Consider the following 22,616-nt stretch of genomic DNA (forward strand, 5'->3'; position numbering starts at 1 on the left):
TCGCATTTTCATCATAATGGCTGTATTTCAGCCGGAGCCTGAGTATCTGGCGCAGCAGATCCGGTCGCTTGCGGAGCAGTCTCATACCGACTGTCATTTGGTGGCCGTTATCGCGGACACCTGTTCAAAGGATCTGGTCCTCGAGACGGCGATGGCTGTAGCACCGGGCCTGCCGCTGACGCTGGTTTCCGGCGATGTCGCGCTAGATTCTGTGCGCGCCTTTGAGGCGGGGCTAAGCGAGGCGCTGCGCCTGATCGACGCCGAGGGGCTGGGCGAAGACGCAGCGCTCATCGCCCTTTGCGATCAGGATGACATCTGGCATGCGGATCGTCTGGAGCGCGGCGTTGCAGCCCTGGTCAAAAGCGGTGCCGATCTTGTGCATAGCGATGCGCGCCTCGTCGGGCCGGATGGCACAACCGTGCTGCACCGCTCGATGTTCGCCTTTGAGCGGCGCAAGAAAAACCCCGGCCTGCGCGGCCTGCTCTATCGCAATAACATCACCGGCATGACCACGCTGATGCGGCCCCGGCTGGTGCGGTTGGCGCTACCCTTTCCGCCGCAGAGCGGGGTGCATTTTTACCATGACCTCTGGCTTGGCCTGTTGGCTGCGGCAACGGGCGGCGTGCATCTGATCGACGCGGCCCTCGTCGATTATCGCCAGCATCAAAGCAATGTGATGGGCGCGATTGACCGCATCCAGCCCCGAGGACCGCGCTGGAAGCGCCCCGATGCCATGTGGATGCGCAAGGAGGCGACTGCCTATGCGCTGGCGCGATACCTTGGGCAATCGACCTATAACCGGCTGAGCGATGCCGTCACCGATGGCAGCCTGAGCCATGGCGAGGCCAAAACCGCGCCGCTGCGCCCCTATCTGCGGCGGATGCGCGGCATGGGGACACATTTGCGCGATGCGGTTGTGTTGGGCCTGCAGGGGCATGCGGGGTTAGCACGGATCGCAGCGGGATTTGCCGTGGTCAGTATCGGCCGTGCCGTCTGGACGCTGCGGGAAGCGTTTGGGCCAGGCCTCAAGAGCGCGATCGACGGATTTGACACACGGCTTTATTCGCTCTCGCCGGGGATGTCACCGCGTCCGCCGCGCAACCTGACAGCACCGGCAAAGCCACCGGTCAAGCACGAGAGCATTGTTGATCTGCGCAAGGAACCGCGCTTTGTGCCGGAGTTCACTGCACCCCATGCCGCGCTGAATATTCTGGTGCCGACGCTTAACCCGACTGAGATTTTTGCAGGCATCGCCACAGCGTTGGACATCGGGCTGGGTCTTGCGGTGCGGGGTTATCCTGTGCGCTTCATTGCCACCGATCTCCCGATGTCCTCTCCGGGCACCTCACGCAGCTTTGTGTTGGGGCGCCTTGGGCAGGGTCAGGACCGGGAAGCGACAGCCGCGCGCATCAGCCTGCTCTGCGGCGTGCAGAACGAAACCCTACCGCTCCATTCCGGGGATATGTTCATGGCCACGGCATGGTGGAGCGCGCATGTCGCCGAAAGGTTGATCCGGCGGCATGAGATGGCGCAAACCCGGTTTCTCTATCTCATTCAGGATTACGAGCCGCATTTCTATGCCTGGGGCCCGGAATTCGCCGATGCCATGGCCAGCTATCACTTTGATTTCGAGCCGGTGTTCAACACGACCCTGTTGCGCGATTGGTTCGCTAATCAGGGGTTCGGCTTTGCCACCGGGGATGTTCTGGCGTTTCACCCCTCAATCGACATTGAACGCTATAGTCATGTCACGCGCCGGGCAGCGGGCAAGGGGCCGCGCCGTCTGGCGCTCTATGGGCGGCCAGATGTGCCGCGCAATATGTATGCCACCGCAATCGAGGCGCTTGCGCGGTTTGTCAGCAAAGAGAATTTGGGCCCTGAGGATATCGAGCTTGTATCCATCGGCCAGCATCACAGTGATGTCGCCCTGCCGGGCGGGCATGTTTTGCGGAGCCTCGGTAAGTTGCCTTGGGAAGATTATCCCGACTATTTAGGTACAGTCGATTTGGGATTGTCGCTGATGTATTCGCCTCATCCCAGTCATCCACCGCTGGAAATGGCTGCGGCCGGGGTACGGGTTGTGACCAATGGATTTGGCCCAAAGGACCTGAGCCGGTTGAGCCCCGCCATCCTGTCGGTGCCTGCCACGGCACCGGATTTGGCCGACGCACTTGGCCTCGCATGGCACGCAGCACCCGTGAGCCGATCTGAACGCGAGATTGATCTGCGCGATCTAGGCAGTCATCCCGAAGACATGATCGACGATCTTGCCAATCGGCTTGCCACACAGCTTGCACGAATCTAGATATCTGCACCATGGCACAAAAGATCATTCTGCACATCGGCTCGCCCAAATGTGGCTCGACCTACCTCCAGCGCGTGATGGTGCAGAATTCTGAGACGCTCTTGCGGCAGGGCATTCACTATCCTGCGCCTGAGGGCTCGCATCCGGGCAATGCTGCGCATCTGGCAGAGATCAGCCAAGCCGAGATCGACGCCATGTTCGCAGAGGGGGCGCATACGGTGGTGCTGAGCCATGAGGATCTCTATTCGCTGTCAAAGCGGGGCATTGCGCTTGCCGAGATCACCAAAAAGGCCGGGATTGCTGTGCAACTGCTGGTCTTCCTGCGCCCATTCAGTGATTTCGTGTTTGGTGACTATTCGCAATTCATGAAGCAGTTTTTCGATACCTTTCTGGCAGAGCGCAAACCTTATGGGGGCCGCGATTTCGAGACCTTTGCCAAACGTCGGATCGACACGATGAAGCCCGCCGCCTATCTGACGAATTGGAGCAAGCTGTTTCCCGAGCTACCGATCATTCTGGACAGCCATCGCAACATCAAATCTGTTCTCGATACCGTTCTGGGTCAGCCTCAAGATATGGTCTGGGACGTTCCGCATCACGAGACCAACCCCTCTTTAAGGATGCAGGACTGCGATATCATCGCGGCATCCATGCTGGATCCGGCCTGTGCTGATGACGACATTAAGCAAATGTTTCTTAATGCGTTTCACCACACGCAGGAACCGGATATGGGCCGCAATCCAGAACGGGTCGCTTGGCTGGAAGAGCAGTTTAGACCGCATAACGAGGCTCTTCTGGCGCAATTCGGCTTTGACAACCGCGCCCCCGTGCCCCGTGACACGGACGCCTGAAAAACGCCGGTGTAACAGAAGCGTTTGCGCGGTCAGGGCGTGATCAGCCCGAAGCCGCCTTGTCGCTTTTCATCAATTCCTGATGGTGCGCGATGGCCGCGTCGACATCGTCATAAAGGCTGAGATGCCCATCCTCGAGCACACCGGCAAGCGAGCAGAGGCGTTTAACCTGCCCCATGTTATGCGTCACCATGATCGCCCCGCTCTGCGTGATCCGCTCAGCAAAAAGCAATTCGGATTTTTCACGAAAGGCAGCATCGCCGACCGCTGTCACCTCGTCCACGAGATAGGTTTCAAAGTGGATGCCCATCGACACCCCAAACGCGAGGCGCGAGCGCATGCCTGAGGAATAGGTGCGCACCGGCAAGTTGAAATGCTGGCCCAGCCCCGCGAAATCAGCGACGAAATCGACAAGTTCCGCAGTATCGACGCCATATACCCGGGCAATGAAGCGGACATTCTGTAGCCCGGTCATCTCAGGATGGAAGCTACCGGCAAAGCCCACTGGCCAAGAAATCGTGCCGGTGCTGATCACCTCTCCGCTGTCGGGGTCCATGGACCCCGACAACATCTTGAGCAGGCTCGACTTGCCCGCACCATTGCGACCGAGAATGGCCACCGCCGTGCGATCCGGGAAAACCGCGGAAATGTTGTCAGCAACCACCTTGCGCCGCCCGTTGAGCACGAAGGTCTTGCACAGGTTGCGTATCTCGATCATCGGACGTGTCCGCTCAGCGCCTGTCGCGCAAGGAGTAATAGACCATCACCAGGACCGACCAGGACAAGAGCAGGAAGCCTGAGATCATCAGCAACAGCAATTCGCGCTGTGGATACTCGGCAGTTTCGGCCAAGGTCGGGGAAATATGGGTGGCCAGATAGCGCGATTGCCGCTGCGCTTCGGCCAAGGCAACGTCGCGCGCGGCAAGCGCAGAAAGATAGCTCTTTTCGGCGAATTGCCGTTCAAGTTCGAGAGCCTGATACTCTTCGATCAATTCAGAATACTGCTGAACCCCGGACACACCAGAAGCGCCACCGAAAGCCGACCGCTCTTCGTTGATCAGTTTCTGGATCGCCGCAATCTTGCGGTTGGCCTGATTGACGCGCGGGTCGCTTTCGTTGGCATTATCGAGCAAAAGCTCAAGCTCGATCTGTGCCTCAGCCATCTGTGCGCTGAGCGAATTCAACAGACCCATTTGCCCCTGAACATCGGCCGCCGGATCGACGATCTGTGTCCGGTTGCGGAAACTGGTGAGCGACCGGTTGGATACTTTGAGCCGATCCTCGGCGCGCGCCAGTTCTTCTTCGGCGTAGCGCATGGCGTCGGCGCGGGCGATGGCCGACAGCTGGTTGATCATGTTGCTGCTCGCGGCAAACACAACCTCTGCCACGGCTCTGGCGTCTTGCGGCTCAAAGGCGAGCACGCGGATTTCCACAAGACCACTGCTGCGATCATAGAAAATCTTGACCATGCGCTGCCAATAGGACAGCAACGCCTCGATCCTTGTATCTTCGCCGAGCGTGAAAACCGGATCGCCGGAGCGCTGATAAATCCGTGCCATATCAAGTTGATCGTGGACGGCGCGCACGATTTGCGGGCTCTGGATGAATTCGTAGAGAATATCCGTGTCCGAAGAGCTGGACCCCGACAATTCGGTGATGCCGCCCAAGAGCTCGATGGCAGAACCGATTTCCTCTGTGCGCACCGAAAAGCCGACATGGCTTGCGTATTGGTCACGTGCGACTGTGTAGAGATACCCGCCCGACACTACGACTGGCAGAATCACCCAAATCACAAAGCTGAGGGCAATGAGAACATGCCGCGTGCGAATACCCGCCGGCCTTGCAGGCGGACGCAAGGACATCTTGCCGGAAGGGGCCTGAACCACGTTCGGACCCGGCCCAGTCTTGGGGGCGGCACCCTGTTCAGAGGGTTGAGCCGCTTTTTCCGCAGGAGAATTGGACTGGTTCAAATCTTGCTCTTTGGTCTGTTGTTGTCCGATCACATCTGTCGGATGGGGATTTTCTATCAAAGGACAGGGTGATACACCATCCGTCAAGATGACAAATGTAACCTTTGCCCCGGCCCTGCCGCGCAAGCGCACGGGCACCGTTCAGACCGTGATTGCGTTGATGCTGCGCGAGATGTCGGCGACCTATGGGCGTTCGGCGCTTGGATACCTGTGGGCGGTGCTTGAGCCGGTGGCAGGGATTTTCCTTCTGACCTTTATCTTTTCCCTAGGATTCAAAAGCCCAAGTCTCGGCACCAATTTTCCCTTGTTCTTTGCAACCGGCATTCTGCCGTTCATGGCCTATATGGACATCAGCAATAAAATGTCGGTCTCGCTGCGCTTTTCCAAGCAGTTGTTGTTCTATCCCGGTGTGACCTACACCGATGCCCTGATTGCACGGTTCATTCTGAACGTCATAACCAGCATCATGATCGCGGTGATCCTGTTGCCTCTGATTATCATTGTTTATGATCTTAATGTTATCGTCGACATGAGGGCTATTGCGTGGGGCTATACGCTTACCTTTGCGCTTGGGGCCGGGGTTGGCACGCTCAACTGCTTTTTGTTGTCGGTATTTCCAATCTGGGAACGGGCTTGGGCCGTGTTGAACCGCCCCCTTTTGATCATTTCCGGTGTGATTTTTCTCTTCGATACCGTCCCGCTGCCCTATCGGGATTGGATGTGGTGGAATCCGCTGATCCATCCTATCGGGCTGGTGCGCAAGGGCATCTACAGCACCTATGACGCCACCTATGTCTCTTCGGTTTTCGTGATGGCCGTATCGGGCATAACACTGGCGCTTGGGCTACTGCTGCTCCGCCGGTATCACCGGGATATCATCAATTTCTGACGCGCAGTGCCGTCACAGAGCGCCTGAGCAGACCCAATCCACGCTCGATGGTCCCGCGCGCGAACAGGTTATTTTGGCTGTCCACGTGATAGGCTGCAAGGATGCCGGCCGCCTCTGCGCCTAGCGGAATTTCGCTTGGCGCATCCTCCTCTGGCACCATGTCAAAGGCTGGTATGCCCCCGAGAAAATTGCGTGCGAGCGCGGCATTCGAGGTCTCGCAATTTCGCAACAAGCGTTGCCGACGAATATGGGTCAACAGGAACCGGCGCTGCGGCACGCGGACCAGCCGTGGGGCCACGTCAAAGAAGCGATCCACCTCTTGCTGGACCAGCGATAGTGATACGCCCCGATCCAGCATCGCACGTTTGAGATAGCGCGCAGGCTCTATCAGGCCGGTCGGCGGGCTGACATTGTGATGCTTTGGACCGGCAGACCCCTGCGGCAGCATATCCGCAACATCGAGCGCTTCAAGAAAGCGGCGCACCGCATAGTCAGGCCCCTGCTCTGGTCGCAAGGGCACCGCGAGCACATTGTCATGCCCCACGAAGCGCGCCCAGTTCATCAGCATCGCGTTGTAGTTGAGCACCTGTTTTTCGACCCGCTCGTTCAGAAGGGCCACGATTCCCCGACGCCAGTCTGCACCGCTTTTGACATGCTGCTTGTAGTCGGATTCGATCCACAGATCTTGTCGGCGGAAATAACAGATCACGCAGACGTCGAAACCGGCCTGACGGATGCGCGTAATCAACTCTTCCGCGACGGCCCCGCGAGAGACCCCAAAAAGATACTCGGAACTGAGGATCACATTGCCCTCGGGCCGCAGAAAGTAATCCAGCAGTTCCCAGCCGCGCCGCGTGTCGCCCGTGATGAGGGCATTGGCCAGATGGCTGGCATTACCCTGCTCTGGAATTTGCTCTCCGGGTGCGAATGTATAATTCAGGCCGCGCGCGGCCAGATCGTCTGCATGAGCCGCGAGATAGGCCTGAATCGACGTCGTCGCACATTTTGGCATCCCGACATGCAGAAAAAGGCGCTTGGCCATGATGAACGAAGCCCTCCAATCGGTCTGGCGCAACCTAGTGACCCATGCCACGCGAGACAAGGCGCAAAAACCCCACCCGCGCGTTGCCAAGGCAGGCCCCGCGCATTAAGCCATGGGGGACGACCCTTGGCCAAAGGCGGAGCGCATGGGCTGGCGCGGCTATATTCATGATGACAGCAAAACGGTGTTCTTTTGGTCGCAAAAGGCGGCCTGTACCACGCTGTTCAACTTTTTGGCCGATAACATGCCGTCACGCCCGGCCCGCAAGCAGTATTTCCACACCAACAGCGCCCCCTTTCGTGGCTGCGCCGAGGCGCTATCGGCGCGCAACTATCGCTCGGTGATTCTGGTTCGGCATCCAGTGACACGGATCATCAGCGCCTATTTCAACAAATTCTGCATCTATCGCGGCCGGCAATTGCTCTGTCGTGCGGATCTGGAGCCTTTTGCTCAGGAGTTGCATGACCTCTACTGCGCGCGCACCGGTGCCGATCCCGACGATAACAGCATATCCTTTGAGGCGTTTCTGGACACGGTCGCGCATCTGCATGCAAGCCGACCGCGCCCTGAGAACCTGATCAACGGGCATTGGGAAACGCAGGTGCCTGCGTTCTACAAAGAGGTCGGCATCCATTATGATTTTGTCGTGCATGTCGAACGGTTGGATGTGGAATTGCCCCGGGTCGCGCGAAAGCTGGGGCTAAACTATACACCGCGCGTGCTGAACCGCACCCGCCTGCCCGAAAGCCCGGTCGCGGGGTATCTGGGCAATCTGCCTGCCCGCGCGCTGAGCGAGATGAATTTTAACTATGACAATTTCATCACCCCCGAAACGCTGGCGACGATTCAAAGCATTTATGACATTGATTTCAGAACCCTCGACTATCCGCTAGATCCGAGGGATGGCTTTCATGGCAGCGGATGGGTGGGTGTTTTAAACCGCACTTTCCCAGCCTTGGGCCGCCTTACAGGAAGATGAAATCGTCACGTGAGAGGCTGGATGCCGTCACGTCTTCGAGCAATATCTCATGGCCCGCATAGCGCAGGACAGCGCCTGCGTCGGTGTCTTGAATGTCGAGCGCGAGAAAGCGGCCGGTTGGCCCCTGCCCCTCGATGCCGGTCAGACGGATGCGATCCTCTCCGAATTGAAAATCTACAATCACGTCGCGCTCGCCAACCGTGAAATCGTTGAAGACAAAGATATCGGCCCCCTCGCCACCGATCAGCCGGTCATGGCCTGCGCCAGCGTTCAGCGTATCGTTGCCGGTGCCGCCATCAAGCAGGTCGTTCCGGCCACCACCGGCCAGAAAATCATCCCCGGCACCGCCCAACACGGTATCATCGGCCTCGCCACCGCCAAGCTCATCATTGCCCTCGCCGCCGTCGAGCAGGTCGCGCCCCGGACCGCCGCCGATGCGGTCATCGCCAAGACCGCCGCGCACCGTGTCGTGATCAAAGCTACCGGCAAGGCGGTCATTGCCCGCCCCGCCCTCAAGCAGGTCATTGCCCGGCCCGCCACTCAGGATATCGGCACCGTTGCCGCCAAAGAGCATATCGTCCCCCGCGCCGCCGCCGATCGTGTCATCCCCCGCCTGCCCGTAAAGCCGGTCTGCCCCCAGACCACCCCCGATATTGTCATGGCCTGCGCCACCGTCGATCTGATCACGCCCATCACCCCCGGCCAGACGGTCGTTGCCCGCATTACCGCGCAACGTGTCATTGCCCGCATTGCCTGCAAGCGTGTCGTCCTCGGGTCCGCCCTGAAGCAAGTCATCGCCCGCCCCCCCCACCCGCAGGAGGGCGGCGACCTCGGGCAGAACAGGCGGGGGCGGCGGCAAGGGAGGCAGGCGCACCGAAGGGGGTGCCACCTGCAACGGCCCCAGAACTACGTCGAAATGCGAGACCAATGGCAAAAGCAGACCGGGCAGATCCGTGGCAACAAAGGCCCCGCCTGCGGCATTGCGCAAGTCCACCTCTTCAAGGCCAAAACGCAGCAAGGCCCCCGTAGCTGTCGGAGTAAACGCCAACTGCCCAAGATTGCGCAGCATTGGCCAGAGCGAGAGGTCGAGCCGGTCCTCACCCAAGGTGAAATCGGCAATGACATCGCGTTGCCCATCGCCCCGCAGGACAAAGACATCGGCCCCCGTGCCGCCCACAAGCGTATCCGCGCCGGGACCATCGCTGAGCGTATCGTCCCCCTCTGCGCCGTCAAGCACGCCGTTGCCGCCGCTGCGCGACAAGAGGTCATCGCGCATGCCGCCTTCGATCCGTGCAGCATTGCCGTGCAAGACCAGCCCCAAAGGACCAAGATCGACACGAAAGAGGCTTAGCCCCGCCTCGCCCGCCGCAGTGACCAGAATGTCGATCCCGCCCGCCCGGACCTGTGCCGCAAGGCCTGAGACACCGTTGAGGGCAAAGGCCACCTCATCCGCGAGCGTATCAATATGCAAGAGCCGCCCCTCGGCGGTCAGGCGCAAAAGGCTAAGCCCCGCATCCCGGCCTGCGACCAGCAGGAAAACATGCCCGTCTACGGACACCACTTCGAGATGCGATACCCCGGCGAACCGGGTCGCAAGCCCGTCGATAACGTGATCCGCGACATCAAGCGTGCCCCCGTCACCGACGCGAAGCACGGTCAGGCTGGAACTGTCCGCCGCAGCGACGATCAGAAACGCACGCCCGGCGATGTCTGCCGGGGCAAGCGCCGTGATCGTCTGGACCGGCAGGCTGTCATTGCGCCCAAGGCTGGCAACAGGCTCTAGCCCGCCTTCTTCCAAGAGGCGCAGGGCCGTTATGCCACTCTCTTGCGCAGAGGCGGCAAAGACAAGCACTTCACCGGGCCGCTCGATGACCGCGATATCGGAAATGGCGCGCAGATAGTGGCTGTCGCTGTCCATCATGGTCGTCACCGCCGCGATGCTTTGATCCGGACCAAGCGACAGGACGGACAAACCCTGACCATCAGCGGCGGCAGCAATCACAACATCGCGCCCCGCAAGCCGCGCAGCAAGCAGGGTTGCGGCCTGCGGCTGCACCCCGCCTTGGCCCAGAAACCCCGGCACAGCGCTGCGCAATCCGGCATCCCAAGCCGCGCGCAGATCGGACAAGAGCAGCGGTGGCAGCGCGCCTTGCATATCGCCGACCGTCACGGCGATGCGTGGCGTTGCCTCGTGAAACCACGGCGCTTCAAGCAGTGGACCGGCGGCGGTGGCGCGCACCACGCGGCTTTGACCGGCGGCGAAGTCGGCCAGTATAAACCCCCCGTCCGGCAGGGGCGTGATTGCCACCACCGCACGCGCGACCTCGAAATTTGCCGCACGATTCGTCCCGACATGCGTCAGCCTGACTGCCATGTATATCCACCCGTTTCCCGCGTCCCCACGCAAGACCCAAGGTGGCAAAGCAAGGCTGCCATGCGCTTAACAAATCATGGCAGCCTTGCGGCATTTACCGAAAGTTAAAGGGAAATCGGTGATGCCCAAAGTCGAGTCATCACTCAGATAAAGGTGAAATCATCCACTGTGAGTTGCGCGGCGGAGATGCCTTCGACGAGGATGGTGTTACCGCCCACCGTCATTTGCGCGCCCAAGGCGGTGTCAACGATATTCATCGCAGCAACAAAGCCCGCCAGACCATTGCCGCCGTTGTTGATGTTTTCAACGCCGGTATCGGGATCAAAGCGGCGGATCAGGAAGCTGTCGATGCCGTCTTCGAAATCGGTGATGACATCCGCCTCGCCATCGAAGAAGGACGAAAAGACAAACAGATCAGCATCCACGCCACCGGTGATCGTGTCATTTCCAGCGCCCGCGTTGATCGTGTCACTGCCTGCGCCACCGTCGATGGTATCGTTACGCCCACCGCCAGCGAGGAAGTCGTTGCCGTCACCGCCCGAGATACTGTCATCGCCTTCGCCGCCGCCCACGCGATCATCCCCTGCACCTGCGTCAATCGTATCCCGCCCGGTTCCGCCGCCGATGTCATCCGCGCCCCCGTTGCCAAAAATCAGATCGTTGCCAAAGCTGCCCGACACGCTGTCATTGCCATCGCCGCCAGACAGGGTGTCATTGTCCGCCCCGCCCGCGATCACGTCATTGCCAGCGCCGCCCGTGATGCTATCCGCACCAAAGCCACCGCCGATGATGTCATCACCGGCCCCGCCATCGATAGTGTCATTGCCAAGGCCGCCGCCGATACTGTCGTTGCCAAGGCCGCCAAACACGATGTCATTGCCATCGGAGGCAGAAATCCGATCATTGCCATCGCCCCCGTCAAGCGAGTCATTCCCCAGACCGCCTGCGAGCACATCATCGCCAGCACCCCCACTGAGGGTGTCATTGTCATCAGTGCCCATCAGGCTGTCCGAGAGACCGCTGCCAATCAGTTGAAGCCCAATCGGACCGCTGATCGCTGTGATCACCTCGGCCACGCGGATCGACTCGTCCAGAAATTGGATCCATTCGATGTCAATCAGCGTGTCAGTGCCAAGAGACGAGACCACCTGTAGCCCGTTCTCAACGACACTAAACGCAGCCGCAGAGCGGGCGATTGTGCTGAACTCGGCCCAGTCGTTTCCGACACCGCCAATCAGCAGGTCGTCGCCCGCGCCACCATCAAGGGTGTCATTGCCCACCAGCCCATTCAGGGTCTCATCCGCATCGGTTCCGGTAATGCGGTTTCCAAAGTTGTTTCCCAGAACGGTCAAATCTTCGGGATTGTGCAGCAAGGTCAGATCCCGAAGCCCCGTCGGCATGGTATAGACCACCGCCGCACCATCCTGCGCCCCATAGATTTGGCGGATACCGGAGATGTCATCGGCGAGAATATCAGGCTGAGTCAGGATCGGGTTCATGATCGCAGCGACGGTTTCGATATGCTCAAGCCCGAGCGAATGGCCGATTTCGTGGATTGCCAACCCCTCGAAGAGCGGCACATCGAAATTCAGCGATGCATCCACATCGAGAAGGATGTCTCCGGCGATGGGCACCTCTAGGGGCGAGGGAAAGAACGCGAACCCCAATGTATTGCCGGGAATCGGAGCAAAGAAGATACGAATATCGGGGTCTATCTGACCTCCGGCGGCACCACCGGGATCTTGGACCTGCAAAAATTCGATATCGCCATAGCGCGACCATTCAGCAAAGGCGAGACGCAGCGCGGCCTCGACATCGAAGGTGTAGACAGAGGCAGGATCAACGGAAAAACTGGTGCCGGGATCTTCGTCAGTGAACCAATAGATATCCTGACCACTGGGCGCGATGCTCCATGTCACGACGCCACCTGCCGTGCCCAGCAGGTGCGAGCCCCATTTTGTGCCGCTCAGCTCCGGCATGGCATTGTTCTCCGATTCCTAGTCTCGGTTGTGTTCAAAGGCGCAAGATACACGCCAGAGGCATCTCGCGAAAAGATATCCTTTCGAGACTAAAGATTAGTGTAAAATGAGATGCTCAGAGAAGCCAAAAGCGCCAGCTGCGCAGGGCTGCGACAGCATGTATCAGAATAGGCGGGACGGGGTTTGTCCCAAAATGCAATGGCCCGCCCTGTTCTGGGCGAGCCATGCCTTTTCGTGTTAGAGGAACGTGAAATCATCCACTGTGAGTTGCGCAGCGGTGACCCCCTCAACGAGGATCGTATTGCCGCCCACGGTCATCTGCGCGCCGCCCGCCACATCGACGATGTTCATCGCGGCAACAAAGCCCGCCAGACCATTGCCGCCATTGTTGATATTCTCAACGCCGGTATCGGGATCGAAGCGGCGGATCAGGAAACTGTCTGAACCATCCTCGAAATCGGTGATGATATCGGCCTCGCCATCGAAGAAGGACGAAAAGACAAACAGATCAGCATCCGCACCGCCAGTGATCGTGTCATTTCCAGCGCCCGCGTTGATCGTGTCACTGCCTGCGCCGCCGTCGATCAGATCGTTACGCCCGCCACCAGCGAGGAAGTCATCGCCGTCACCGCCAAGGATACTGTCATCGCCTTCGCCACCGCCCACGCGATCATCCCCTGCGCCTGCGTCAATCGTATCGCGCCCGGTGCCGCCACCGATATCATCCGCGCCCTCACCGCCATCAATGCTGTCATTGCCGAAGCTGCCCGACATGCTGTCATTGCCGTCGCCGCCGGACAGGGTGTCATTGTCCGCCCCGCCTGCAACAACGTCATTGCCCGCGCCGCCCATGATGCTATCGGCGCCAAAGCCACCGCCGATGATGTCGTCACCGGCCCCGCCGTCGATGGTGTCATCGCCCTGGCCCCCGCCGATATTGTCGTTGCCAGCACCGCCAATGGCCTGATCGTTGCCATCGGAGGACGAGATCGAGTCATTTCCCGCCCCACCGTCGATACTGTCATTGCCTGCCCCTGCGGCGATCTGATCGCCGCCATCCGTGCCCGCGAGCGTGTCATCGCCATCGGTGCCGGTGATCACATCGGTGGGTTCCGGCTCTACAACGGTGCCGACTGCCAGTTGACCGAGCAAGGCCGCATCGCCGAAGACACCAAAGAACAGAATATCGCCATTGGGATTGACATGCAGTTCCACGATATCGGGATCAAAGCCACCCACAATGCCGCCGTCCACCACCACGATCTCTTCTTGAAACACACCATTTGCGCTGAAGCGGCGCACATGCAAATCAATGCTGCTCACAAATTCATTGCCTGTCTGATACGCCAAGGCAAATCCGCCATCGGACAACAGGAACAATTCCGGCTCAAATTGACGCGCCGCGCGTTCACCGCCGCCGTTGGCCCTGAAGGCGGGCGTGTTCACCGTGCCATCCGGGTTGAGGATCAGTAGCGTCATCTCACTGACACGGCTGAGCGCATCGGCGGAATCGTAGGTGTTGACGGCAATCGCGATACGGCCATTGGGCAGCCGCAGAATGGCGTAGTCATCCAACTCGCCAAAAATCGCCTCGGGAAAGAAAGTATCATCCAGAAGAACGATGGGATCGCCGACGGCGGCAAGGTCCGCGTCAACAAAGCTGCCATATAGGAAATTGCCGGTGCTGGCACGGGCCGACGGATCGGTGTAGCCAATGGCGAAAAAGCCACCATCGGGCAAGGCTACGGCCCCGGTGTTGATGATCGTGCCAGCGGTCATCTCTGCAGGATCGATCTGAAAGAAGACATCGCCCACGGTGCCATCCGCCGAGACTTTCGCCAAGACATTGTGGACGATAAGGCCCGAGCCATCTGATAAGGAAATGACCGTGCCCGGATCACGAAAAAAGCCGCGTAGTGCCAAGCTTTCCGACAGCGGCGCGACACTGGAAATCACACCCTGTGCATCAAGCCTGACAATAAAGTCGCTGAATGTGCTGGAGACCAAAAAAGTGTTGGCTTCAAAATCGAATATACCGTCAGTCGTCTCATTAAGATAAATCACCGCACCGCCATCCGGCTGGGCAATCGAGAACTCGACGCTGTTGCGATAGAGCCCCACCTCAGCTTCGGGCAACTCGCCGACACGCAGACGCAGCGGATCGCCGATCTGAGAACCGTCAACCCCATGAAGCGTCACAGTGAGAACCTGCTCAAACGCGGCACCCGGTGAGGGCGCAGCGAAAACGGTCTCAAAGCTGAAGAAGTTTCCGTTAGACAGGCGCAGGACTTCGGTGGAATTCATTTTCGCTCCAATTTATTCAATCAAAGAAGTCGCTGCGAAAAAGCCGCCGCGACCACAGGTTTCAACATTGTTTTCAACAATGCCACAGGTCTGCATTACGTCACGCGGCGGGATCCCGCCGCGTGTCCTGGTTGGAATTTCTCTGGTCTGCGCGATAAGTCAACAGGGATTAACACGCTTTCGTGATCGGCGTGTGATCCATGGCAAGCGGATCACGCCTTGGCGCGCTCTGCATCCATATCGACCCTCAGACTTTGTGTGCGGCCTGTCTTGCTTTCGCCGAAATAGATCGTCTGATGCGGAAAGGGGATTTCGATGTTGCGAGCGTCGAACACCTTTTTCAACACGCCATTATAGGCGCGTCCAATGCTCCATTGCCGACCCGGCACGCATTTGATCCGGGCGCGCAGCATCACGGCATTGTCGCCAAAGCTGTTGACGCCGAACCATTCCAATTCATCCAGAATGCCATCTGCCTGATCGGGATCCCCCATCAGTTCGGCGAAGGCATCGAGCATCGCTTGCTTCACCTCATCCACATTCTCGCGATAGGCCACGCCCATGTCGCAGACGAAATAGCCGTAATCGCGCACATAGTTTGACACCATATCGACCGAAGAAAACGGAATGATATGATAGACGCCCTGCACATCACGCAGGCTGACCGAACGGATCGTCAGCCGCTCGACGGTGCCGGTGACACCGCCCACTGTCACCACATCGCCGACATTCATCGCGTTCTCGAACTGAATAAAAATACCGGTGATGATGTCCTGCACCATCTTTTGCGCACCGAAACCGATGGCAAGACCCAGAACCCCGGCAGAGGCCAGAAGCGGCGCGATATCAAGGCCGATTTCGGCCAGAACGAACATCAGCGTCACGACGACAAGCGCAATCGTGGCGGCATTGCGCAAGAGCGTCAGAAGCGTCTGTTCCCGCGCGGTGGCCACTTTGCCAAACTCAGGGTTCAGCCGGTAATCGACCCAAGAGGTCAAGGCCAGCCAGAGACCAAAGGCCACCAGCAGCACCAGCGACACCGACAGGATCATACCGGTAAGGCGGAGGCCAAACTGGCTGACCATCCAGCCGCGCAGGTCAATAAGGCCAATCGCGTTCAGGGCCAAAAGCACGACCAGAACAAAGATCACCGCGCGCAGGACGAAAAGTGTCTTGGGCACAAAGGCATTGAGCCGCCCCTGCAAAAGCGGCACCCGTGCCGAAATGCCCGGCGGCAGCGCCACACCGCGCACCATCATGCGGCTGAGAAATGTCGCAACAGAAAATCCGACAAGCCCAACAACAAGCACCTGACCAGAGGCCAGAAAGGTCTGAAAGACCGCATTGCCGGGCCGCACAAGCACGACCACGAACATCGCCAAAAGATAGGTCAACGCGGGCCAGTGCCAGTGACGCGCCAGATAGGCCAATGCGCCCTTGGGCGGCGTTGCACTGTCCACTTGCGCGCCCAAAAGCCAGTCGGACACCGCCCGCCGGTTGCGCAGCACCAGCCCAATCGCCAGCGCCAGAACCGCCACGGCAATCAGCGTCGAAACCGCCCGACCGGCGGCAAAGGACACATTGCCGTTGATGATCGGCACGACCAGCAATTGCCCATATCCCACAATCCCGACAATGAGGTTGATGCGAGAGCACAGATAGGCCGACGCGCGATCACTGATCGGCAGCGGGCGCAGCGCAGTCGCCGAAGGCGAAAGCACCAGCCTGACCGCGACTTTGGCCATTTCCACCAGCAGAAAGGCGTTGAGATAGAGGGTTTGGCGAATACCAATCTGGCCAAACTCGCCCAAGGCAAGGATTGCCAGCGCATAGCCCGCCGCCCAAGCGATAAGCACGATCACCCCATCCGTGATGGCAGAGGCGAGAAAGAGCAAGACGGTCCGCGCGAGGCCGCCATCGCGGGCAGAGGCGCTCATGCGGGCGTAGAGCGTTTTGCCAAGCCCGCGCAAAACCAGAAAGGCCACAACAGTGCCCACGATCACCACAGCAAGATCCGCCAAAGCCGTAAGCAGCACGGCGACCTCTCCACCGCTGAGGCCGTCAAGCACATTGGGCGCGCGGGTGATCTGGCGGGCGACATGCGTAACCCAATCAGCAACATCTTCGGCGGCGGCTTGCGTGATCTCGGCCACCCGACGGCCAAAGGACACGTCCGAGGGCGGTGGAGCGGCGGGAACCACCGCCTCGACCGCCTCAGGCAGACCGGCGGAGCGCAGCCGCTCGACCAGTTCCGCGCGCGCGGCCTCATCCTCGATCACCTCGATCAGCACATCGACGCTGGAACGCGCGGTATCGGGATCAACCGCAGGCTCTTGTGGGGTTTGAGCTGTGGCGGTGGTGATGGTCAAAAAAAGGGCGGCAAGAAACTGCACAAAAAATCGTAGCATGACAAAGGCTCTCCATGTCCCGTTTGAATTTTGGGCACATGGACGCGCCCGTGATGGCGCGCAGGGATGTGAAAAGCGCGCCGCGCCATTCGGCGTCAGGGGCGTAAAACCTATTGGAATATCCCCTGGGGTCAAGCCCGGGGTTGGATGACGCCACGCAAAGGCGCGCATGCATCCGCCGTCTTACCTCGCTCAGGCGACCATTGCTTCCGCCTTCTTGAGATCGACCGAAACCAGTTGGCTTACGCCTTGTTCGGCCATGGTAACGCCAAAAAGCCGATCCATCCGGCTCATGGTCACGGCGTGATGGGTGATGATGAGAAAGCGGGTTTCAGTGCGGCGGCACATCTCGTCCAAGAGATCACAGAAGCGGGTGACATTGGCATCGTCAAGGGGCGCGTCCACCTCATCCAGCACACAGATTGGCGCGGGATTGGCGAGAAACACGGCAAAGATCAGCGCCAGCGCGGTCAGGGTCTGTTCTCCGCCCGACAAGAGGCTGAGTGTCGAGAGCTTCTTGCCCGGCGGTTGGCACATGATTTCAAGCCCCGCCTCCAATGGGTCTTCGCTCTCGACCAGCACAAGACTGGCTTCGCCACCGCCAAAAAGGTGACGAAAGAGCAGGCTAAAGTTGGAATTGACCGTCTCGAACGCGGTCAAAAGCCGCTCGCGCCCTTCGCGGTTGAGGCTGGCAATACCACTGCGCAGGGTCTTGATCGCCTCTTCAAGATCGGTCTTTTCCTTGATCAGACTGTCATGCTCGGCCTCGACCTCTTTGGCGTCTTCTTCGGCGCGCAGGTTCACGGCCCCCAGTGCGTCGCGCTGTCGTTTAAGGCGGTTCACATCAGCCTCGATTGCATCAGAGGCGGGCATGGTGTCGGGATCGACCGCGAGGCTCTGCAAGAGGGCCTCGGGGGTTTGCTCCAGCGTCTCGTTGATCCGCTCGGCGGCGTAGTCTCGGGTCTCGCGCGCGGCATCCAGCCGGGCCTCGGCCCGAGCACGCATTTCACGAGCCTCTGAGGCCAGGCGTTCGGAGTCGCGCTCGTCCAGCGCGGCTTGGCGCGCGGCCCCTTCAGCAGTCGAGAGCGCATCGGCGGCGGCGGCGCGACGGGCCTCGCTGCGGGTGATTTCCTCGCCCAGTTCGGCGCGCTTGGCAGCAAGAAGTTCGGGTGCAGCACTGGCATCAGCGAGGGCCTCTTCGGACTCTTCCTTGCGCTCTGCCAGTTCCGCGATCCGACGCTCGGCAGTGTCGAGCCGGTGCCGCCAGCCGCTGACTTCCTTGGTGATTTCCTGACTGCGGCGCGTCCGGCGCTCGCCCTCGCGGCGCAGTTCGTCGGCCCCTGACCGTTTGGTCATCATGGTCATGCGCGCGGCCTCGACGGCCATCTTGATATCTTCGAGATCGGCGCGGGTGGCATCCAGATCGCCAAGTCCCGCCAGACCCTTTTCCGCCTCAGACAGGCTCTGACGGGCGGTCATCGCCTCTTCGTCATGGCGGGTGACCGCGAGACCCAATGATTCCAGCCGCGATCCGGCAAGGTTGCGATCCGCCTCAGCGCGGCTGAGGGCGCGATTGGTCTCGTTGACGGCGGCATCGGCAGAGCGGCGGGCCTCACGGGCGGCGCGGTCCTCTTCGGTGCGACGGATCAGCGCCTCGCGCAGCGCCTCGTGGCCGCGCACGGCCCCCTCTGCGCGCGCTGTGGTGTGTTCAAGCTGTTGCTTGAGTTCCTCAAGCCGGTTGAGCTGTTGCAGACGCAGGGCGGCGGCAGAGGGGGCATCCTCGGCCCATGCGCGAAATCCGTCCCAGCGCCATAGATCCCCCTCGGTGCTGACCAGACGCTGACCGGGTTTCAAAAGGGGTTGCAGACGGGCTGCATCCTCGGGATCGATCAACCCGATCTGCGACATGCGCCGGGCCAGCACCTCGGGAACCGAGACATGGCGGCTGAGCGCGGTCACCCCCTCGGGCAGGGGTTGCGGCGTGTGATAAGCAGGCAACACGGTCCAGCCAGAGGGGCCATCGGCCTCGACTTCGGGGGCGCGCAGATCATCGGCAAGGGCAGCGCCCAGCGCCTTCTCAAAGCCCTGTTGCACCTGAAGGCGGTCCATCACCTGCCCGCCCTCGGCCGTGTCGCGCTGCACCAGCTTGGCCAAGGCCGTGACCTCGGCGCGCAAGGCCCCCAATTCGCCCTCGGCCTCAGAGCGCGCGGCACGCGCCTCGGCCTCTTGAGCCTGAGCCTCGGCGCGCGCCTCGTCAGCGGCGAACAGGGCGGATTCCGCCGCCTCTGCGCGGGCGACCGCCTCGGCCTCGGCCTCTTGGGCGGCGGTGTGGTCGGCCTCGGCGCGCGTTAGGGCCGCGCGCAAATCGGCTTGTGCGGCGCGGGCACGTTCGGCCTCGGCCTCGCTCTTGATCAAGGTCTTGCGGCTATCCTCTAGAAGGCGTTGTGCAGATTGGTGGCGGGCGGCAAGGCGCGCCATATCCTCGGTCATCTGGCTGAGATCATTTTCCCGCTGTTGCAGGATTTGCGCAGCCTCGCGCGCCTCGGTTTGGGCCGCTTCAAGCCGGGCATCGTGGCCCTCGGCCCCTTTGGCAAGTTCGCCGGCCTCCCATTCCAGACGCGCGATGGTTTCGCCTGCGTCGCGGTTCAACCCCGCCTCGCGCTCCATGTCGCGGGCGAGTTGCTCGATCCGGCTGCGCAGCGTGGCAATGCGGTCGCGGGCGGACGCCTCTTGTTCGGTCAGGGTGTCACGCTGCACGCTCAGGCGTTGCAGGATTGCCGCCGCGATGGCCTCTTCTTCGCGTAGCTTGGGCAGGGCATCTTCGGCGCGGGCGCGCTCCTTGGCCGCCTCGCGTGCAGCCAACTCTGCGCGGGCGGCGACTGTGGTGCGCTCGCGCAAGTCATCCTCGGCACGAGCACGGGCCAAATCGGCCTCTTTCCAGCGGCGATAGAGCAACAGACCCTCAGCCAAGCGCAGTTCTTCACCAATTTGGCGATAGCGTGCCGCCTGCTTGGCCTGTCGTGCCAATTGCGCCAGTTGGTTTGCCAGTTGCTCGACCACGTCATCGACACGGGTCAAATTGGCCTCGGCCCCGCGCAGCTTCAATTCGGCCTCATGGCGGCGCTGATAGAGGCCGGAAATGCCAGCGGCCTCTTCCAGGATCCGCCGCCGCGATTTCGGCTTGGCGTTGATCAGCTCCGAGATTTGCCCCTGACGCACCAAAGCGGGCGAATGCGCGCCGGTTGAGGCATCGGCAAAGAGCATCTGCACGTCGCGGGCGCGCACGTCCTTGCCATTCACCTTATAGGCAGAGCCCACATCGCGGGTAATACGGCGGGTGATCTCAAGCTGATCGGCCTCGTTGAACCCGGCGGGCGCCAGACGGTCGGAATTGTCGAGGTGAATCACCACCTCGGCAAAGTTGCGGGCAGACCGGGTTGCGGCCCCGGCAAAGATCACATCCTCCATACCGTCGCCGCGCATCGCAGTGGGACGGTTTTCACCCATCACCCAGCGCAGCGCCTCAAGCAGGTTGGATTTGCCACAGCCATTGGGACCAACAACACCGGTAAGACCACGCGCGATGATCAGATCGGTCGGGTCGACAAAGCTTTTGAAGCCGGTCAATCTGAGTTTCGAGAACTGCACCTGCGCGCGCGCCCTTCGTGTCCGGTGATTCCGTTGTCGTAGAATTGTGATGTCTGAGGGGCGGGCCTGTCAACGACCAACCACATGATATGGGGCGGTCACAGCATTTATCCACATGATATTGGGCGAACCGCCGCCAAGCGCCGCAGAAAGAATGCCGCGGATTGCCAAAAAGCGGTCGCAATCCTCCTTGACGGGTCGCAGAACAGCCTGCATACCGGACGTGCAAGGTTCCTCGTTTGGGCGCAAAGCGCCTCGGGGATGAAATGGGAATGACGTGCCGGTGGACCCAATTAGGGCGCCTATGCGTCAGCCGCCCCCGCGACTGTAAGCGGCGAGCCCCTGCCAGATGCCACTGAGGTGCCTATGACCTTGGGAAGGCGGCAGACAGGCGACGACCCGCGAGCCAGGAGACCAGCCCTGCGTTCGTCAATCCCGCCTCGGGTGAGAGGCGCAAAGGAGATATCGCCATGACCACATTGGTTCAAACTGCTGCAAAATCTACCGTCCTGCCGTTCGTTGCCGCGCTCTTTCTGGGCTTGGGCATCGTGACCGTCGCAGGCCATGTGCAAGCCTCGGCACTGCATGACGCAGCGCACGATGTGCGCCACGCAACCGGCTTTCCCTGCCACTAACCTATGTTCTCAAAAATTGCGACCAGCGCGTTGTTCGCTGGTTTCTGTGCAGGGCTGATAGCCGCCCTGTTGCAGATGGTGTTCATTCAGCCCGTGCTTTTGCACGCCGAGCTGTATGAAGGGGGCACTCTTGTGCATTTCGGGGCAGAGGCGATCAGCGCCACGCCCGAATTGCCGGGGTTTGACGTGATGCGCGACGGGCTAAGCATCCTGTTTGCGGCGCTGATCTACGTGGGCTACGGGCTGGTTCTGGTGGCCTGCATGGGGATGGCGGCGGAATATGGCGTGCGCATCGACGCGCGTCGCGGTGTGATGTGGGGTTTGGCGGGATTTGTCGCGCTGCATTTCGCACCCGCTGTGTCGCTGCCGCCGGAAGTGCCGGGCGTGGCCTATACCGACATCACCGCACGACAAATCTGGTGGTGGGGCACAGTGATTGCCACGGCGGTGGGGCTTGGCTTGATGGCCTTTGGCAAAGGGCCTGTGATGCTGGCGGTTGCGATCGCGCTGCTGGCGGCACCGCATCTGATCGGCGCGCCTGAACCCGAAAGCTTTACCGGGCCGGTGCCACCGGAACTGGCCGCGCTCTTTGCTGCGCGTGCGCTTGGCGTCGGGATGGCGGCTTGGGTCTGTCTTGGCGCGCTTGCCGGGTATTTCTGGCAACGTGAAAGCGCCACCGCCTGACATGACATCACCCCGGCATCACGGTGCCGGGGCCATCCGCAAGGAGAGCGATATTATGGCAAAACCATTTGCCTTTCTCGGCATCGGCCTTTTTTTCGGAACAGGTCTGGGGTTTTTGATTGCCGCTACATCGGGCGCGCAGCTTGAGGGGCATGACCACGATCACGGTGCGGCAGTGCACGACCACAGCGCGCATGATCATGGCGGCAGCGCTCATGCCACACTGACCGAAGCGGGCACGCCTGCCCCGATGCTGGACCTGACGTTGCACGCTGATGGAGCGCAGAGCCGCAACCTGCATATCGGGGTAGAGAACTTTACCTTTGATCCCGAGGGGGTGAATGGCCCGCATATGCCGGGGCATGGACATGCGCATCTTTATCTCAACGGGATCAAGATCGCGCGTGCCTATGGTCCATGGATGCAGCTGGATGCGTTGCCTGTCGGCAGCCATGAGCTACGCGTGACTTTGAATGCCAATGACCATACGCAACTGGCCGTGGGCGGCGTACCCATAGAGGCCACGATTGCGGTGGTGATCGAATGAT

15 protein-coding genes and 1 riboswitch are annotated in these 22,616 nt (G+C 60.5%); of the genes, 7 read left to right on the plus strand and 8 right to left on the minus strand.

Annotation, left to right across the window (positions count from 1 at the left end):
- Positions 1-16: 16 nt before the first annotated feature.
- Together RAK1035_RS04195 and RAK1035_RS04200 are read left to right on the plus strand one after the other, a co-directional pair.
- Positions 17-2,305 carry a rhamnosyltransferase WsaF family glycosyltransferase gene (locus RAK1035_RS04195; RefSeq protein WP_112303128.1) on the plus strand — a complete coding sequence of 763 codons (2,289 nt, stop codon included), beginning with the start codon at positions 17-19 and terminating at the stop codon, positions 2,303-2,305.
- An 11-nt stretch (positions 2,306-2,316) separates the two neighbouring features.
- Complete coding sequence (locus RAK1035_RS04200) at positions 2,317-3,156, plus strand: hypothetical protein (protein WP_008279687.1); 840 nt, start codon at positions 2,317-2,319, stop codon at positions 3,154-3,156.
- Between the two features lie 43 nt (positions 3,157-3,199).
- Here the strand turns inward: RAK1035_RS04200 and RAK1035_RS04205 are convergent, their stop codons facing one another.
- Entirely contained in the window at positions 3,200-3,874 is a 675-nt protein-coding gene (locus RAK1035_RS04205) for an ABC transporter ATP-binding protein (protein WP_008279688.1), read from the minus strand.
- A gap of 13 nt (positions 3,875-3,887) precedes the next feature.
- Positions 3,888-5,126, minus strand: a complete 1,239-nt coding sequence (locus RAK1035_RS04210; RefSeq protein WP_232279154.1) for a sugar transporter — start codon at positions 5,124-5,126, stop codon at positions 3,888-3,890.
- Between the two features lie 88 nt (positions 5,127-5,214).
- On the opposite strand from RAK1035_RS04210, the gene RAK1035_RS04215 reads away from it, so the two are divergent.
- Positions 5,215-6,015 (plus strand): ABC transporter permease, encoded by an 801-nt coding sequence (locus RAK1035_RS04215; RefSeq protein ID WP_008279690.1) that lies wholly within the window; start codon positions 5,215-5,217, stop codon positions 6,013-6,015.
- Here the strand turns inward: RAK1035_RS04215 and RAK1035_RS04220 are convergent.
- Complete coding sequence (locus RAK1035_RS04220) at positions 6,005-7,057, minus strand: hypothetical protein (RefSeq protein ID WP_008279691.1); 1,053 nt, start codon at positions 7,055-7,057, stop codon at positions 6,005-6,007. The genes RAK1035_RS04215 and RAK1035_RS04220 overlap by 11 nt on opposite strands.
- 112 nt (positions 7,058-7,169) lie before the next feature.
- Here RAK1035_RS04220 and RAK1035_RS04225 point away from each other — a divergent pair, with 112 nt between their 5' ends.
- Positions 7,170-8,036, plus strand: coding sequence for a sulfotransferase family 2 domain-containing protein (locus RAK1035_RS04225; RefSeq protein WP_008279693.1), 867 nt, complete (start codon positions 7,170-7,172; stop codon positions 8,034-8,036).
- Here RAK1035_RS04225 and RAK1035_RS04230 read toward each other — a convergent pair.
- From RAK1035_RS04230 to smc, 5 genes are all read right to left on the minus strand, one after another.
- Positions 8,023-10,410 (minus strand): calcium-binding protein, encoded by a 2,388-nt coding sequence (locus RAK1035_RS04230; protein WP_008279694.1) that lies wholly within the window; start codon positions 10,408-10,410, stop codon positions 8,023-8,025. The two genes, RAK1035_RS04225 and RAK1035_RS04230, sit on opposite strands and share 14 nt — an antisense overlap.
- A gap of 143 nt (positions 10,411-10,553) precedes the next feature.
- Positions 10,554-12,389 carry a matrixin family metalloprotease gene (locus tag RAK1035_RS04235; protein WP_008279695.1) on the minus strand — a complete coding sequence of 612 codons (1,836 nt, stop codon included), beginning with the start codon at positions 12,387-12,389 and terminating at the stop codon, positions 10,554-10,556.
- Between the two features lie 237 nt (positions 12,390-12,626).
- On the minus strand, positions 12,627-14,693 hold the full coding sequence (locus RAK1035_RS20480; RefSeq protein WP_008279696.1) for a calcium-binding protein: 2,067 nt from the start codon (positions 14,691-14,693) through the stop codon (positions 12,627-12,629).
- A gap of 212 nt (positions 14,694-14,905) precedes the next feature.
- Entirely contained in the window at positions 14,906-17,101 is a 2,196-nt protein-coding gene (locus RAK1035_RS04245) for a mechanosensitive ion channel domain-containing protein (RefSeq protein WP_008279698.1), read from the minus strand.
- Between the two features lie 192 nt (positions 17,102-17,293).
- Entirely contained in the window at positions 17,294-20,749 is a 3,456-nt protein-coding gene (gene smc, locus RAK1035_RS04250; protein WP_008279699.1) for a chromosome segregation protein SMC, read from the minus strand.
- 211 nt (positions 20,750-20,960) lie between these two features.
- Positions 20,961-21,186, plus strand: a riboswitch (cobalamin riboswitch).
- 33 nt (positions 21,187-21,219) lie between these two features.
- Here smc and RAK1035_RS04255 point away from each other — a divergent pair.
- From RAK1035_RS04255 to RAK1035_RS04265, 3 genes are read left to right on the plus strand one after another with little or no spacing between them, the layout of a single operon-like run.
- On the plus strand, positions 21,220-21,384 hold the full coding sequence (locus RAK1035_RS04255; RefSeq protein WP_008279701.1) for a CbtB domain-containing protein: 165 nt from the start codon (positions 21,220-21,222) through the stop codon (positions 21,382-21,384).
- Between the two features lie 3 nt (positions 21,385-21,387).
- Positions 21,388-22,068 carry a CbtA family protein gene (locus RAK1035_RS04260; RefSeq protein ID WP_008279702.1) on the plus strand — a complete coding sequence of 227 codons (681 nt, stop codon included), beginning with the start codon at positions 21,388-21,390 and terminating at the stop codon, positions 22,066-22,068.
- Positions 22,069-22,123: 55 nt separating this feature from the next.
- The gene (locus RAK1035_RS04265) at positions 22,124-22,615 is read left to right on the plus strand and encodes a hypothetical protein (RefSeq protein WP_037297028.1); all 492 of its coding nucleotides are present in this window, start codon (positions 22,124-22,126) and stop codon (positions 22,613-22,615) included.
- Position 22,616: the final 1 nt, after the last annotated feature.

The sequence above is a fragment of the Roseovarius sp. AK1035 genome, assembly GCF_003288315.1.
Lineage (GTDB): Bacteria > Pseudomonadota > Alphaproteobacteria > Rhodobacterales > Rhodobacteraceae > Roseovarius > Roseovarius mucosus_A.

Coding starts and splice junctions, on each gene's coding strand:
- RAK1035_RS04195 (WP_112303128.1), top strand. CDS start 17: ATGGCTGTATTTCAGCCGGAGCCTGAGTATCTGGCGCAGCAGATCCGG.
- RAK1035_RS04200 (WP_008279687.1), top strand. CDS start 2,317: ATGGCACAAAAGATCATTCTGCACATCGGCTCGCCCAAATGTGGCTCG.
- RAK1035_RS04205 (WP_008279688.1), bottom strand. CDS start 3,874: ATGATCGAGATACGCAACCTGTGCAAGACCTTCGTGCTCAACGGGCGG.
- RAK1035_RS04215 (WP_008279690.1), top strand. CDS start 5,215: ATGACAAATGTAACCTTTGCCCCGGCCCTGCCGCGCAAGCGCACGGGC.
- RAK1035_RS04220 (WP_008279691.1), bottom strand. CDS start 7,057: ATGGCCAAGCGCCTTTTTCTGCATGTCGGGATGCCAAAATGTGCGACG.
- RAK1035_RS04225 (WP_008279693.1), top strand. CDS start 7,170: ATGGGGGACGACCCTTGGCCAAAGGCGGAGCGCATGGGCTGGCGCGGC.
- RAK1035_RS04230 (WP_008279694.1), bottom strand. CDS start 10,410: ATGGCAGTCAGGCTGACGCATGTCGGGACGAATCGTGCGGCAAATTTC.
- RAK1035_RS04235 (WP_008279695.1), bottom strand. CDS start 12,389: ATGCCGGAGCTGAGCGGCACAAAATGGGGCTCGCACCTGCTGGGCACG.
- RAK1035_RS20480 (WP_008279696.1), bottom strand. CDS start 14,693: ATGAATTCCACCGAAGTCCTGCGCCTGTCTAACGGAAACTTCTTCAGC.
- RAK1035_RS04245 (WP_008279698.1), bottom strand. CDS start 17,101: ATGCTACGATTTTTTGTGCAGTTTCTTGCCGCCCTTTTTTTGACCATC.
- RAK1035_RS04255 (WP_008279701.1), top strand. CDS start 21,220: ATGACCACATTGGTTCAAACTGCTGCAAAATCTACCGTCCTGCCGTTC.
- RAK1035_RS04260 (WP_008279702.1), top strand. CDS start 21,388: ATGTTCTCAAAAATTGCGACCAGCGCGTTGTTCGCTGGTTTCTGTGCA.
- RAK1035_RS04265 (WP_037297028.1), top strand. CDS start 22,124: ATGGCAAAACCATTTGCCTTTCTCGGCATCGGCCTTTTTTTCGGAACA.